The 14,408-nt window shown below is 74.3% G+C and carries 11 protein-coding genes and 1 pseudogene; 4 read left to right on the top strand and 8 right to left on the bottom strand.

The genetic code is table 11. From position 1 onward, the window contains the following. Positions 1–66: 66 nt before the first annotated feature. The 3 genes from ACZ64A_RS16880 to ACZ64A_RS16870 are packed head-to-tail and all read right to left on the bottom strand — an operon-like array spanning position 67 to position 4,873. Positions 67–2,292 carry an RICIN domain-containing protein gene (locus tag ACZ64A_RS16880; protein ID WP_469811064.1) on the bottom strand — a complete coding sequence of 742 codons (2,226 nt, stop codon included), beginning with the start codon at positions 2,290–2,292 and terminating at the stop codon, positions 67–69. Next, positions 2,235–3,047, bottom strand: coding sequence for a class II fructose-bisphosphate aldolase (locus ACZ64A_RS16875; RefSeq protein WP_469811063.1), 813 nt, complete (start codon positions 3,045–3,047; stop codon positions 2,235–2,237). The genes ACZ64A_RS16880 and ACZ64A_RS16875 overlap by 58 nt, the downstream gene beginning before the upstream one ends. Before the next feature lie 32 nt (positions 3,048–3,079). Further along, positions 3,080–4,873: a glycoside hydrolase family 35 protein gene (locus ACZ64A_RS16870; RefSeq protein ID WP_469811379.1), complete on the bottom strand. Its 1,794-nt coding sequence runs from the start codon at positions 4,871–4,873 to the stop codon at positions 3,080–3,082. Positions 4,874–5,070: 197 nt separating this feature from the next. Between ACZ64A_RS16870 and ACZ64A_RS16865 the strand changes: the two genes are divergently transcribed. After that, positions 5,071–6,126 (top strand): LacI family DNA-binding transcriptional regulator, encoded by a 1,056-nt coding sequence (locus ACZ64A_RS16865; RefSeq protein WP_469811062.1) that lies wholly within the window; start codon positions 5,071–5,073, stop codon positions 6,124–6,126. Positions 6,127–6,246: 120 nt separating this feature from the next. Here the strand turns inward: ACZ64A_RS16865 and ACZ64A_RS16860 are convergent, their stop codons facing one another. Together ACZ64A_RS16860 and ACZ64A_RS16855 are read right to left on the bottom strand one after the other, a co-directional pair. Then, positions 6,247–7,833, bottom strand: coding sequence for an adenosine deaminase family protein (locus ACZ64A_RS16860; RefSeq protein WP_469811061.1), 1,587 nt, complete (start codon positions 7,831–7,833; stop codon positions 6,247–6,249). Between the two features lie 175 nt (positions 7,834–8,008). Next, complete coding sequence (locus tag ACZ64A_RS16855) at positions 8,009–9,388, bottom strand: hypothetical protein (protein WP_469811060.1); 1,380 nt, start codon at positions 9,386–9,388, stop codon at positions 8,009–8,011. Between the two features lie 113 nt (positions 9,389–9,501). On the opposite strand from ACZ64A_RS16855, the gene ACZ64A_RS16850 reads away from it, so the two are divergent. After that, a complete protein-coding gene (locus ACZ64A_RS16850; protein ID WP_469811059.1) occupies positions 9,502–10,746 on the top strand; it encodes a molybdopterin-dependent oxidoreductase in 1,245 nt (414 codons plus the stop codon). Continuing rightward, entirely contained in the window at positions 10,746–11,204 is a 459-nt protein-coding gene (locus ACZ64A_RS16845; protein WP_469811057.1) for a hypothetical protein, read from the top strand. The genes ACZ64A_RS16850 and ACZ64A_RS16845 overlap by 1 nt, the downstream gene beginning before the upstream one ends. 626 nt (positions 11,205–11,830) lie before the next feature. On the opposite strand, the pseudogene ACZ64A_RS16840 reads toward ACZ64A_RS16845, so the two are convergent. From ACZ64A_RS16840 to ACZ64A_RS16830, 3 genes and pseudogenes are all read right to left on the bottom strand, one after another. Then, positions 11,831–12,160 (bottom strand): annotated as a pseudogene (locus tag ACZ64A_RS16840) (class I SAM-dependent methyltransferase); the annotation flags it as partial. A gap of 71 nt (positions 12,161–12,231) precedes the next feature. After that, positions 12,232–12,849, bottom strand: a complete 618-nt coding sequence (locus ACZ64A_RS16835) for a TIGR04282 family arsenosugar biosynthesis glycosyltransferase (protein ID WP_469811056.1) — start codon at positions 12,847–12,849, stop codon at positions 12,232–12,234. Next, positions 12,846–13,550, bottom strand: coding sequence for a glycosyltransferase family 2 protein (locus ACZ64A_RS16830; RefSeq protein ID WP_469811055.1), 705 nt, complete (start codon positions 13,548–13,550; stop codon positions 12,846–12,848). The genes ACZ64A_RS16835 and ACZ64A_RS16830 overlap by 4 nt, the downstream gene beginning before the upstream one ends. Before the next feature lie 114 nt (positions 13,551–13,664). Here ACZ64A_RS16830 and ACZ64A_RS16825 point away from each other — a divergent pair, with 114 nt between their 5' ends. Further along, the gene (locus ACZ64A_RS16825; RefSeq protein WP_469811054.1) at positions 13,665–14,408 is read left to right on the top strand and encodes a response regulator transcription factor; all 744 of its coding nucleotides are present in this window, start codon (positions 13,665–13,667) and stop codon (positions 14,406–14,408) included.

The raw sequence follows: 14,408 nt of genomic DNA, 5'->3' as shown, positions 1-14,408 counted from the left end.
ACCACCCCCTGCCCGGGACCTCGTGCCCGCCTTGCGGCGTGAGCCGGACCGCGCCGGCCTCCGGCGTCAGCCGATCGTCCACTGCTGGAGTGGAGAGCCGGTGTCGGCCTGCTGCGTCACCGGTGCGGCGTCGGCCGTCGACGCCGTCGTCAGCAGCAGCCCGCTCTTCACCGACGCCACCGTGTACGCCCCGGACGTCAGGCGCCGCACGGTCCAGTGCTGGTTGGCGCCCCCGGTGCACGGCCACTGGATCACCTTGGCGCCCGCGGTGAGCGAGCCGCCCTCCACGTCGGCGCACAGCCCCGACTCGGCGTTGACCAGCGTGTACGAGCCGTCCGTCAGCCGGGTGAACGTCCAGCTCTGGTTGGCGCCCCCGTTCGCGGCGTAGGTGATGAGCTGCGTGCCTGCGGTGGTGCTGTGCCCGGGGTCGTCCAGCGCCTTGCCACCCGTGGCGAGCGTGTGCGTGCCGTCGAGCGACGGCGCCGGGCCCACGGGCGTCAGCGTCAGGGTCTGCTCGGACGCGGCTCGTGCCCCGCCGACGGCACCTCCCGCGGTGTCGGTCCAGGAGCGCACCGGCGTGGTCTCGGCGAGCCGGCCCGAGACGCCGGACAGCCCGATCACCAGACCGCTGTAGCGGTTGACGAGCCGGTAGGTCCCGGTGGCCGTCCCTGCGGCCGTGCGGCCCGGGACGACGAACCACTGCTGCCCGACGGCCGGGCCGCCCGCGCCGGAGGCGGTGACCGTCGGACGCGTCCCCCAGGCCCGCCGGGCCGTGACAGAGGAGTCGACGCCGAGCAGCCGGCCCGTGGCCGCGTTGGCGATCCGGTACGAACCGTCGCCGTTCGGGGTGAAGGTCCACGCCTCCAGGTCGGAGCCGGTCGCGGCGGCCACCGAGGTGGTGGCGGAGCTGCCGGAGACCTGGGCGAGGACCCGGCCGCCACCGCCGGTGATCCGGTACGCCGTCGCCGGGTCGACCGGCGCGGCCGGCGCCGAGCTGCCGATCGTGACGTCGACGTACTCGCCCGAGGCGCCACCGGAACACCCGAAGGAGCAGTAGGAGCGGAAGGACTTGCCGACGATCTGGCTGCTGGTGCGGTTCGCCGGATCGAGGAACCAGCGGTACCAGGAGGCGTTGGTGTGGCTGCCGGTGTCGCCGATCAGCCGCCACTTCTGCGAGGCGAGGTCGTCGGTGGCGTAGAACTGCTGCGGCGCCTTGCCGCTCTGGTCGACGGCCTGCGGTTCGCCGAGGTAGAGACCCAGATACGCGTCGTAGGTGATGTCCATGACGAACAAGGGCGAAGTGGGCGGCATCGCCCCCGCGGCGACCTGCTCGCTCACCGTGCCGCCGTGCGCCGGGTCGTACTCGCCGGAGGCCGGGGTGTAGCCGGTGGGGTGGGCGGCGTCGACCGGGACCATGTTGCTCTCGCGGCCGCCGGTGCCGGGCTCGGACCAGGTGCCGTCGTACCACTTGCGCCAGCTGCCCGGCGCCATCTTCCCGGCGATCGGTGCACGGGCCACGTGCGCGTGGAACGCCTTCCAGCCGCCGCCCTTCTCCACGATCCGGGAGCCGTAGAAGACGTAGAAGTAACCCGATGCGGTGTCGACGTACAGGCGCGGGTCGCCGTCGCCGTAGTGGTACGTCTGCTGCGGGAAGGCGGCCGTGTCACCGCGCTTCGTGCTGTACGGCGAGGTGATCACGTGGTCCTTGACGGTCCAGGTGTGGCCCTGGTCGGTGGAGACGGCGTAGTCGATGGCGTCGTAGTGGACGCCGTCGGCGAAGGGCTGCGGGGTGAACTCGTTGTGCACCAGGCCGTACCAGTCGCCCGTGTCCGGATCGACCCACACGCCCGCCAGATCGCAGTAGTTGCGCTGGGCGTAGCCCGACCCGGCCGGGGCGTAGGTGGCTTCCTTGCCGGTGGGGCTTTTGTTGCAGCGTGAAGTGGTGTCGTTGTTGCGGTCGTTCGGGTCGGCCGGGGTCACGGCGTCGCTCAGGGCGCTCGACCGGGCGGCGGTGTCGAGGTTGGTGCCGGTGAAGAAGGTCCACTGCCGGCTGTCGGTCGCGCTGTACAGGGAGTGCGCCTGCTGGAAGTAGAAGGTGCCGTCCTTGTCGAGGTACGGCGCTGCCGGGGTGTCGTCCGGGTGGGTCCAGGAGCCCTTCGCACCGACGGTCACCGTGTAGGCGTCCGACGCCTCGGCGGTGCCGGTCGTCAGGGCGCAGGTCAGTCCGGCGCAGGTCAGGCCGAGGGCCGCGGCGAAGGCCGTGCCGATGCCTCTTCTTCGAGGAGTGGACACAGATGCTCCTTACTCGGTGGGGGAGTGAGCTGAGCGTCGAGAGCGGTGAGGGAGCGGGCGACGGTATCGGCCATCGCACGCCGGCCTGCGGCGAGATACGTCCGGGGGTCCGCGTGCGCGTCGCGGGCGAGCCGGTCGTGCAGGGCTCGGGTGAGGGCCGCGTCGAGGTCCGGGCCCAGCACCAGCTTGGTCAGGCCGGCGGTGGTCGGAGGCCGGTGGGAGGCGCGCAGCACCAACGGGATGTCCAGGGCCGTGGTGAGGAGTACGGGGTCGGTGACGACGAGGGCGTCGACCCCGGTGGCCGACGCGTAGGCCCGGACCGCCTCGGGATCGGCCGGCCCGGCCCATTCGCCCTCCGCCCACAGCCCCTGCTCGTGCGCCCAGCGGACGACCTCGCGGGTGGTGGCCACGTTCCGCGCCCAGGGCAGCAGCGCCGCGTCGTACAGCACCGAGCTGAACCGGCCGTGCGCGACCTGGGCGAGCAGCGCGGTGCTGCGCACCCGGTCCAGGTGGAGCGCCACCGGCACGGTGGCGAGTTCGGCGAGTTCGGCGACCGCCCGGGCCAGCGGCAGCAGCCGGCCCGCGTGATGCCGTACGGCGTCCGGGCCGAACTGCACGATCACCGGTGAGCGGACGGCCTCGGCCCCCTCCACGACGGCCTGCGCCTGGTCCAGGGTGAGCACCGGGAACGCGGCGACGACACGGTGCCGGGCGGCGGCTTCGGTGAGCAGCGCACCGGCGGCTGCCAGGGGCATGGGGTCCTCCGGGACGCGGAACGAGAGGGTGTTCAGTCGAAGGTCTCGATGTACTCCTCGGTCGGACCGAGGTCCGGCCGGTCCTCCAGCGCGAGGTGCGCACCGAGGTGTTCGAGTTCCAGGACCGTCAGGGTGTTCTCGCCGGGCCGCAGCATCGGTCCCGGGACGTAGTAGGTGGTCTGCGGACCGACGTCCCAGTACCGCCCGAGCAGGGTGTCGTTGACCCAGACGAACCCCTTGCCGAAGCCGGGCAGCCGCAGGAAGGTGTCGGCGGGCCCGCCGACGTCGAGGGTCGCGGTGGCGAAGCCGGCCCGGCCGTCCGCCGGCGCCGCCGCGGTGGCGGCCGCCAGGTCCCGCTGCGTCCACCGGTCGAGCGGCAGCCGGTACATGGTCCAGCCGTGCACCAGCCGGCGCTCCACCCGCACCCCGCCCAGGATGCCCTTGCCCTGGCCGAGCAGCGGCCCGTAGTTGATGCGCCCCTGGTTCTCCACGAGCAGCCCGAGCCGGACCCGCTTCCCGGCCCCGTCCACCGTGAACGAGGCGGTCTCCGTGTCGAGCACGGCCACGGGGGCGCCGTCGACGAAGACCTGGGCCCGGTCGTGCAGTCCGGTCACCGTCACCTCGTGGCGGCCCTCGGGCAGGAGGGGTGCGGCCTCGTAGAGCACCAGACCGGCGGACTGACCGAGCTGCTCGAAGCTGAGCGGTGCCGGGGCACGCACCGGCTCTCCCGTCGCGCGCAACGCGTCCAGCAGGGCGGCGCCGTGCGTCACCGGGAGCGAGCGGGCCCCCAGCACCGGCGGATCGGCGGGCACCGGCGGCAGGTCGGTACCGCGCACGGCGGCCAGCCGTTCCCGCAGCGCGAAGAACTTCTCGGTGAGCGCCCCGTGTTCGGCGATCGGGGCGTCCGAGTCGTAACTCGTGACGGTCGGCTGCAAGCGCTCGCCGTCGTGGTTGGCGCCCGCCCACAGCCCGAAGTTGGTGCCGCCGTGCGCCATGTACAGGCTGAGCGAGCCGCCCGCGTCGAGGATGCCGCCGACGTCCTCGGCGGCGCTGCCGGGTGAGCGCACGTGGTGCTTCTCGCCCCAGTGGTCGAACCAGCCGTTCCAGAACTCCGCGCACAGGAACGGCTCGCCGGGCCGACGAGCCCGCAGCAGCGCCGCCGCCTCCCCGGGCCGCGAACCGAACGTCGCCGCCGCCAGCTGACCGGGCACACTGCCCCCGTCCTGCATCAGCGCGGTCGGGCCGTCGGCGGTGTAGAGCAGCTCGGTGATCCCCCGCTCCACGAGGGCGTCGCGCACCCAGCGCACATAGGCCGCGTCGTCGCCGTAACTGCCGTACTCGTTCTCGATCTGCACCGCGACGACGGGCCCGCCACGGGCGGCCTGCGCCTCGGCGACGCGCGGCACGACGTGATCGAACCAGTGGCCCACCGCCTCCAGGAACGACGCCTCGGAGGTCCGCAGCCGCACGCCGGGCGTGCCGGTTAGCCAGGCGGGCAGACCGCCGTTGTCCCACTCGGCGCAGATGTACGGCCCGGGCCGCACGATCGCGTCGAGCCCCCGCTCCTGGGCGAGCCGCAGGAAGCGGGCCACGTCCCGCCAGCCGTCGAAGCGGACGTCGCCCGGCGTGGGCTCGTGGAAGTTCCACGGCACATAGGTGTCCACGGTGTTCAGCCCGAGCGCGGCGAGCCGGTCCAGCCGGTCGGCCCACTGCCCGGGGTGCACCCGGAAGTAGTGCAGAGAGCCCGCGAGCACACGGTGCGGCCGCCCCGCCCGCAGCAGGGTGCCGTCGCTCCACGTCAGCAGAGGAGAACCGCCCCATGTTATCGATATCCCGTCACCGGACGAGGCCCCTTCACCCGCACCGGACCGCTCCATACGTCTCCCCATCCATCCGCCGACGGCCGCCACTATGGCAGAGAATGTTATCGATGCCAACAGGCGTTACCGCGTCCCGTCCGCAGCCGCACCACCGCCGCCATGTGGGCGATATCATCGAGCCCACCGAACCGGGGAAGGGGCACATGGCGCATCGGACTGCCGAAGCGGAACGGCCGCCCGCGATGACGGATGTGGCACGGCTCGCGGGGGTCTCGGCACAGACCGTCTCCCGTGTGCTCTCCGGGCACCCGAACGTCCAGGAGAAGACCCGCACCAAGGTCCTGGCCGCCGTCGAACAGCTCGGCTACCGCCGCAACAGCGCCGCCCGCGCGCTCTCCTCCGGGCGCAGTCGCACGATCGGCGTGGTGACCCTCCAGACCACCTTCTACTCCCGTGCCGCCGTCACCTCCGGCATCGAGAACGCCGCCCGCGAGGCCGGCTACACGGTCAGCACGGCGACGACCGCCTCCCTCGACACCGCGGCCATCGAGGACGCGCTGTCCCGCCTGGCCGACCAGGACGTCGAGGGCGTGATCCTCTCCGTACCGCTCACCCACACCAGCCCGCGGATCGAACAGCTCACCCGTTCGATCCCCACCATCACCATCGACGGCTCCCGCACCGCCGCCACCGAGGTGGTCGCCGTCGACCAGACCCTCGCCGCCCGCCTCGCCACCCGTCACCTCCTCGACCTCGGCCACGACACGGTCTGGCACATCGCCGGCCCCGAGGAGTGGCTGGAGGCGGCGGCCCGCCGGGACGGCTGGCGCGCGACCCTGGAGGAGGCCGGCCGGCCGGTACCGCCCCCGCTGGAGGGCGACTGGTCGCCCGCGTCCGGCTACCGCAACGGACTGATCCTCGGGCGCATCCCCGACGCCACGGCGGTCTTCGTCGCCAGCGACGAGATGGCCTTCGGCGTGATCCGGGCCCTGCACGAACTGGGCCGCCGGGTGCCCGAGGACATCTCCGTGGTCGGCGTCGACGACATCGAACTCGCCGAGTACTGCTCGCCCTCCCTGACCACGGTGGCCCAGCCGTTCACCCAGATGGGCACGCTGGCGGTGGCCCACCTGCTGCGCCATATCGAGGACCCCGAGGCACGCGCGGAACCGGCCCTGGTCGAACCCCGCCTGATGGTCCGCGCCAGCACGACCCGCAGCCGCGGCACCGACTCGACGCGGCCCCCAGACACGACCTGAGCCACAGCGCACGTGAAGGAGCCTGCACCGCACCTGAAGGTGCCGTCCCCTCCACCGCACGTGAAGGAGCCGCCGTGGGAGCAGCCTCACCGCACCCCACGACGGCTCCTCGGCCAAGGGTCAGCGAGCCGTCAGGCCCACCGACCGCTCGAACGCCCGGAACGCGCCCTCCTGCCGCCACTCCACGGCAGCCTTCGGGCTCGACTCGAGCAGCCGACGGCACGCACCTCCCGGCACCTCCCGCCCGACGGCGACCCCACGGCAGGCGGCCGCCGGCACATACCCGCTCCGCGTCGGGTTGCCCCGCCACAGGCTCTCCCCGGGCAGGAACGCGTACTCGAGCGACGCCCGGGCCAGGTCCTTCACCTCGGGGTACGACAGCCCGTACGTCTCCGCGGCGTACTGGTACTCGTGCGTGATGTCGATCCGGCTCACCCCGGGATCGTCGGTGGCCAGCACCACCGGCACGCCGAACGCCCGGTACGTGGCGAACGGATGTTCGTCCCCCCGCACGCCGAGGATCTGCGCGTTGCTGCTGAACGGCACCTCGACGGCGATCTCCCGGTCCGCCATGGTCCGCGCCGTACGCTGCCAGTCGTCCTCGTGGACCAGGTCGACCCCGTGCCCGATCCGCTCGGCCCGCGCGACGTCCACCGCCTGGGCGATGTGGAACTTCAGGTCGGCCGGCTTGACCAGCCCGGGCCACAACTCCCCGGCGTGCAGCGTGACATGAGCCTTCGGATAGACGCCCCGCAGGTACTGCACCATCCGCATCTGCAGGCTGTAGTCGCGTAGCGAGCTGTCCCAGTCCTCGGGCTGCACCAGGTTGACCGCGACGAACCGCGGGTCCCGCTCCGCCAGCCGCATGCCGAGGGCCAGCTGCGTGAACACCCGCTCCGGTGCGCTGCCCCGCGACACCTGCGAGATCCACCGCACCTGAAGTCCGCACCCCGGCCGGGCCTGCCGGGTGCCGCAGTGCGACGTGGCCCGGAACTCGGCGTCGGAGTCGTCGGCCTCCTTGCGGGCCTCGGTCACCAAGGCGTCGAGCTTCCCGCCGGCCGTCAACTTGCCGTGCAGCCGGGCGAGATCGGCGTCCCAGCCGACCTGGCCCGCGAGCTTCTTCGCGCCGTCGGACGCGGGCGAGACCATGGTCTCCAGATAGAACTGGTTGTTGCGTACGGCGGTGTCGGCGACCTCGGACAGCAGCTTGCCCCGGTGCCGCCAGGTCACCTCGCCGAACTTGCCGAAGGTGTCGAAGAAGTGGTCGTGGCCGTTGCCGTCCGGTGGGAAGTCCTGCATGGACCACTCCCGCACGAGCGCGTCGTGGAAGGCGCGGTCGGTGCGCGCGTCGGCGGCCGGCCGGGTGCCGGGACCGCACGGCGGGGCCACCGCGGTCATCGTCGCCGTGGCGACGCACAGGCCGTCCTCGGCGGCCAGCTCGATCAGGTACTCGGTCGTCACCGCACCCGAGAGGTGGTTGTGCAGGTCGCCGCCCTTGGGCATGGCCGCGAAGAAGCGGTGCAGCAGTCGTGGGTCGTCGCGTACGGCGTGCAGATAGGCGTCGGTGGTGCGCTCGGAGGGCGTGGCCGGCCGGGGCGCGGACGCGGCGGCATGCGCGGCCGGCACGGGCAGCAGCAGACCGAGTACGCCCAGCGCGGCGGTGACCAGCACGCCGCGACGGCGGGGGAGTGGGGAGTTGTACGTCACCGCACCATGATCATCAGATGCGGGCCCGTTGCCCCGGCAGCGCACCGGACGATCACTCGCGGGGGCGACAGGGGTCAACCGTCGCTGACGCGCCCGCGCGAGCATCCGACGGCCGTGCGCCGCCCGGGCGCCCGGGTTCGACGCAACGCGGGTGGTGACGAGGTCGGCCGAGCCGTCACCATCCCGTCCACAGCAGGTGGTTGAGCAGGAGCGCGAGCAGTGCCTGTGCGCCGAGCCACGCCCGCGGCCGGGTCAGGAGCGCGCCTGCCGGCAACAGCCACACCGCGAACGGCAGCCAGATGCGCTCGGTCTCGGCCTTGCTCATGCCGGACAGATCGGCGACGAGGAGGGCGACCAGGGCCGCGTACACGAGCACCGTCAGGCGCAGCCGGGGCGAGTCGGCGACGCGCCCGCGACGCGGTGTCCCGCGCTCACCGGCCGGCACCCGCCGCAGCAGCACCTCGCCACCCACGGCACCCGCCCGCCGCAGCCCCGCCACGGTCGCCGCGCCGACCACCAAGGCGGTGCACGCCAGGTTCGCCCACACCCAGTAGCCGTACGGACGCACACCCCCGGCGCCCTGGTAATAGCGCTCGACCAGCAGCCGGTACGCCTCCCACCAGTCGAAGCCGGCGGCGGTGAACAGCACCGGCACCACCGCGCAGCCGGCGAGCAGGAAGGGAGCCCCGCGCAGCAGCACGCGGGCCGTGGGCCGCGCGATCAGCACCGCCGCCGCGCCGACCAGCGCCATCAGGGTGAGCCCGTACGACAGGTAGCAGGTCAGTCCGAACAGCAGTCCCGCCCCGAAGGCCGCCGCCCGGGACCGCCGGACCACGGCCACCGCGAGCAGCGCCACCGACCAGGCGGCGACGGCGGCGAAGTACGCGTCGGGGGAGGTGCCCATCCACACGGCGGCCGGTGCGAGCACCACGAACGGCGCCGCACGCCGGGCCTGCTCCTCCCCGGTCAGCAGGCGCACCGCCACCAGCACCGCCACGCCGGCCGTGGCGCCGAGCGTGATGCACCAGGCTCCGGCCCAGCCGCCGCCGCGCAGACCGGCCCGGTCCAGCAGCACGAAGGTGAGCGTCGCGGCCGGCGGATGCCCGGCCACATGCGCGGGCCAGTTGCCGGGGGAGTGGAGCAGGATGTGGTGGGTGAAGTCCCGCAGGGCGGCCGGGATGTCGTGGAAACGGCCGACGGCCTGGAGGTACTCGTAGCGCGTGGTGAGCCGGCCGACGACGCCGCGGCGCCAGCCGTCGACCAGGGCGAGCGACCAGATCCAGGCCAGCGCCGAGCCCCAGACGGCGACGAGCAGGGGCCGCCAGGGCAGCCGGGCCGCCGTCACCGGGCCGTACGCCACGACCAGGACCGCCACCGCCAGGGCGGCCGGGGTGCCGGGGCCGGCGTGCGGGCCCCAGGTCCCCACGAGCGGCGGCCAGCCGACGAACAGCTTGCGCGGGAAGTCCGGGATCCGGCGGCCGACGAGGACCGCGGTCGCCACGAGCAGGGCGGCGCCGGCGACGGCGTACACATCGCGCAGAAGGGCTCGGTTCACACCGGCACGCTAGGGCGAGCGGCGCTCCCGCCGGTGCCCCGACCGCACGACGTCAGCGTTTCGTCATGGGTCACGACCCCGCCGCCGCGCCCCTCGCGGCCTACGGTCGGCACATGCGCGCTCAACGGCTTCCCACCTCACCCGGCTTCTGGCGCAGCCCGCTGCGCGGACCGTGGTTCACCTCGGTGCTCGGACTGGTGCTGCTCGTCGGCGTCACCGTGCTGTTCGTGACCGGACTGGTGTCCTACGCCGCCTACAACCCCGGGCTGTCCCCGGTGAACGACAAGACGCCCGGCAAGGGCGTCCTGGGCTTCTACCTCTTCGCCTGGCCGACGAACCCGGTCTGGCTGTACCGCCTCACCCAGGGCGTGCACGTCACACTCGGCATCACGCTGATCCCGGTGCTGCTGGCCAAGCTGTGGTCGGTGGTGCCCAAGCTGTTCGCCCTGCCGCCCGCCCGGTCCCTGGCGCACGCCGCGGAACGCGTCTCGCTGCTGCTGCTGGTCGGGGGAGCGTTGTTCGAGTTCACCACGGGTGTGCTCAACGTCCAGCTCGACTACGTCTTCCCCGGCTCCTTCTACCCCCTGCACTTCTACGGGGCCTGGGTGTTCTTCGCCGCGTTCGTGGTGCACGCGGCGCTGCGGGCGCCCGCGGCGGTGCGCACCGTACGCGGACGGGCGTCGGACCGGGCGCTGGACGCACCGGGCGCCGACCTCGTCGCACCGCGCCCCGATCCGCCGAGCGTGTCCCGCCGCGGTGCGCTGTGGCTGGTCGGTGGCGGCTCGCTGCTGCTGTTCGCCACCAGCGCCGGCCGCAGCTTCGACGGGCCGCTGCGGCGGACCGCGCTGCTCGCCCCGCACGGCTGGGCGGATCCGGGGGGCGGGCCGGGCGGCTTCCAGATCAACAAGACCGCCGCGTACGCCGGTATCCGCGCCGTGGACACCGGCGAGGAGGCGTGGCGGCTGGCCGTGACCGGTCGTACCGGCACCGTCCGCCTGACCCGCGGTGACCTGCTGCGGCTGGGGCAGCACAGCGCCGCGCTGCCGATCGCGTGCGTGGAGGGCTGGTCGACCTCCGATCAGTGGTGGCGCGGTGTACGGCTGCGCGACCTCGCCGCGCTGGTCGGCCACGACGACCCGGCCGACGTGCTCGTGGAGTCGCTCCAGCGGCACGGCGCCTTCCGCCGGGCCGCGCTCAGCGCCGGCCAGGTCGCCGACGGCCGCAGTCTGCTCGCGCTGTCCGTCAACGGCGAACCCCTCACCCTGGACCACGGGTATCCGGCCCGGGTGATCGTCCCCGCGGCACCCGGTGTGCTGAACACCAAGTGGGTGGCCCGTCTGACCTTCGGAGCCCTGTGATGCGCCACCGGATCAGCCTCGGCAGCCCGCTGCGACTGCTGCTCCTCGCTTGCTCGTTCGCCCTCGCCGGGTACGCCGGGGTGCGGCTGCTCGCAGGGGACTGGTTCGCCGTCGCGCTGTGGTTCGTCGGCGCGGCACTGCTGCACGACCTGGTGCTGCTGCCGCTGTACGCCGCCTTGGACCGGGCCCTGCTGCGGACGTGCGGCGCGGTCGGCGGCCGCGGGTGGGCGCCTTACGTCCGGGTGCCCGCCGCGCTGTCCGGCCTGTTGCTCCTCGTGTGGTTCCCGCTGATCGGCGGACGGGTCGCCGACCGCTACGAGCGGGTCGCCGGGCTGTCGGCGGACGGCTTCCTGACCCGCTGGCTGCTGATCAGCGCCGCCCTCTTCGGCGGCTCGGCGGTGGCGCTGGTGTGGCGGCTGCGCAGGGCGACGAAGCACCGGCCGCCCGCCGCCCACTGACCGGCGGTGCGCCAGCCCGCGCGCCGGGCGCGACGCAGCAGCGCGGGCGTTCCGATGCGGGCCCACGGAAACGGGTTGCCGGCCCCTTCGCCGACGCCGGTGAGACGGACCGTGACCCGCTCGTCGACGTCGGCCGTCGCGGTCTCGACGAGCGCCAGGCCGCCCGGGGCGAGCACCCGGGCCAGCCGGCCGAGCAGCGCCGAGGGGTCCCCGCCGATGCCGATGTTGCCGTCCAGCAGCAGCGCGGTGCCCCAGAGGCCCTCGCCGGGCAGCGGCGCGAAAACGGACCGGCACAGGACGCAGACGCCCGCCCGCGGTGACGTCCGCGCCTCGACGGCCGGTGACACCGCCCTGCACCCGCAGGACGGCGACGTACAGACCCGGACGCCGCCGGGAGCCTCGACGCGAGCCCCGGCGTACGGCTGCCCGCACCGTCCGGCGGGCGGGGATGCGCAGGGTCCGGGGTGCTGGGGTGCGCAGAGTGCGTCGGGCCGTGGTGCGCAGGGCTCGCCGGGCGGCAGTGCGCAGGCCCGGCTGTCCGGCGACGCGCACGCACTGGTGTGCGGCGACGCGCACGCCCAGCCGTCCGGTGACGCGCAGGCCCTGGTGTGCGGCGGCGCGCAGGGTTCCCCGCCGACCGGCGTACCGGTGTCGTCGAGGGGGGCCCGGCGCAGGCGTCGCCGGGTGTGGGCGACGGCTGCCTCGCTGACGTCGAGGCCCAGCACCGGCCGTCCTCGTTCCGCGAGCGCGGCGACCAGCCGGCCCGGTCCGCACCCGACGTCGAGGACGGCACCCTCGCAGCGGTCCAGGACGCCCAGGTCCACCGCGTCGGCGTCGGCACACCACCGCTCCACCTCCAGCGGCAGCAGCCACCCGTCGGCCCGCCGCAGGAACAGCGGCCCGCGGCCCGCCCGCAGCGCTCCGGCGTAGGGCTCGTCCCCGGACCAGGCGGGCACGCCGTGCGCGGTGCGCTCGCCGGTGGCAGGTCGGTGCCGGGCTGCCGGCGGCGGCACCTCGTGCGTGGCGCTCACCGGTCAGCGGCCGTACCGAGGCGGGACAGTTGCGCGGCGAAGCTGCCGTGGGGCGCCTGGGCGGCGACCGCCGCCGCGTCGCGAGCCGTGTCGACGTCGCGCAGCCGGGGCAGGTCGCGCACGCGCAGCCCGGCCGCGACCAGCCGCCGCCGCTGCACCGCCCCGGTCGAGGGCGTCGACATGGGCACGTCCCGGACCAGCCGGGGATCGGGTGCGGCCAGGCCGAGGGCCCAGAAGCCGCCGTCCTCGGCCGGCCCGAACCAGGCGTCGCAGTCGCCGAAATCCACGGCGAGGAGCTGCGGTGTCACCTGCGGGGTGTCCATGCCGATGAGCAGCGCCGGTCCGTCGCAGCCGGCGAAGGCGCCGGCGAGCCGCTCGTCCAGCCCGCCGCCGCACTGCGGTACGACGTCGAAGCCGGGCGGCAGCCACGGCCCCGGCCTGCCGTCCAGGACGAGGACGCGCCGGGCCGCGGGTGTCGCCGCGACCGCGGTCAGGGTGTCGGTGAGCGCGGCTTCGGCGAGCGCGGCCGCCTGACTCGGCGTGTACGGCGGCGTGAGCCGTGTCTTCACCCGGCCGGGCCGGGGCTCCTTGGCGATGACGATCAGTGTGGTCACCGGGAACCCCCGTCCGCGGCCGGCTCGGCCAGGGCACGGCTCATGTCCCGTACCGCCTGCCAGGTGCCGCGCCAGGTGCCGGTCACCTTCGAGGCCCCGGTGCGCGGCACGTACGGCACGTCGTGCTCGGTGACGCGCCAGCCGGCGTCGGCGGCCCGCACGACCATCTGCAGCGGATAGCCACTGCGCCGGTCCGTCAGACCGAGGGCGAGCAGCGGCTCGCGGCGGGCGGCCCGCAGCGGGCCGACATCGCGCAGCCGCAGCCCGGTGCGGCGGCGTACCAGGCGGGCCAGGGCCACGTTCCCGGCGCGGGCGTGCACCGGCCAGGCGCCGCGGCCGCGCGGCCGCCGCCGGCCGAGGACCAGATCGGCCGCGCCGGAGCGGACCTCGTCGACGAAGGGCTCCAGCAGCGACGGGTCGAGCGAGCCGTCGCAGTCGCAGAAGCAGACGATGTCGGCGCTCGCCGCCGTCAGCCCGGCGTGGCAGGCGGCCCCGAACCCGCGCCGCGGCTCGCTCACGACGGTGGCGCCGAGGTCGCGGGCCAGCTCGGCCGAACCGTCGCCCGAGCCGTTGTCCACGACGAGGGCCCGCCAGCCGCGCGGGATGCGGGCCAGCACCCAGGGAAGCGCCTCGGCCTCGTCGAGGCAGGGCAGGATCACATCGACGCCGCAGGGGGCGGGGTAGGTCGTCACGGCACTCACCCTACGGACGCAAAACGGTCGTTCCGGGCTGTCGCTCCTTACGAAACACGGACGTCGGACGGGCCCGGCCCCCCGTGCGCCGCAGCGGGCCGGACGCGGTGCGAGGCTGGACCCATGCAGCAGCCGTACCCCTTCGCGCACCCCGCGGCCGACGGCCCGGCGGCGCTCCGCGCCCGGGTCCTGGTCGTCGACGACGACCCCACCGTCGCCGAGGTCGTCGCCGGCTATCTGGTCCGCGCCGGCTGCGCCGTGGACCGCGCCGCGGACGGTCCCGGCGCGCTGGAGCAGGCCGCCCGCAACCGCCCCGACCTGGTCGTCCTCGACCTGATGCTGCCCGGAATGGACGGCCTGGAGGTGTGCCGCCGGATCCGGGAGCGAGGACCCGTTCCGGTAATCATGCTCACCGCCCGGGGCGACGAGGACGACCGCGTGCTCGGCCTGGAGGTCGGCGCCGACGACTACGTGACCAAGCCGTTCAGCCCCCGTGAACTGGTGCTGCGGGTGCAGTCCGTGCTGCGCCGCACCCGGCCGCAGCCGGCGGCCGCGCCGCTCGCCGCGGCCGGAATCACCGTCGACCCGGCCGCCCGCCGCGCCACCCGGGACGGTGCCGAACTGGCCCTCACACTGCGCGAGTTCGACCTGCTCGCCTTCTTCCTCCGGCATCCCGGCCGCGCCTGCAGCCGCGAGGACCTCATGCGTGAGGTGTGGGGGTGGGACTTCGGCGACCTGTCCACCGTCACCGTCCATGTGCGGCGGCTGCGCGCCAAGATCGAGGACGATCCGGCCCGGCCGCGCCTGATCCAGACCGTGTGGGGGGTCGGCTACCGCTTCGACCCCTCGGCGGACCAGGAGGGCTGA

Source organism: Streptomyces sp. NPDC104814, from assembly GCF_055583185.1.
This window is presented reverse-complemented; position numbering and strand designations above follow the sequence as displayed.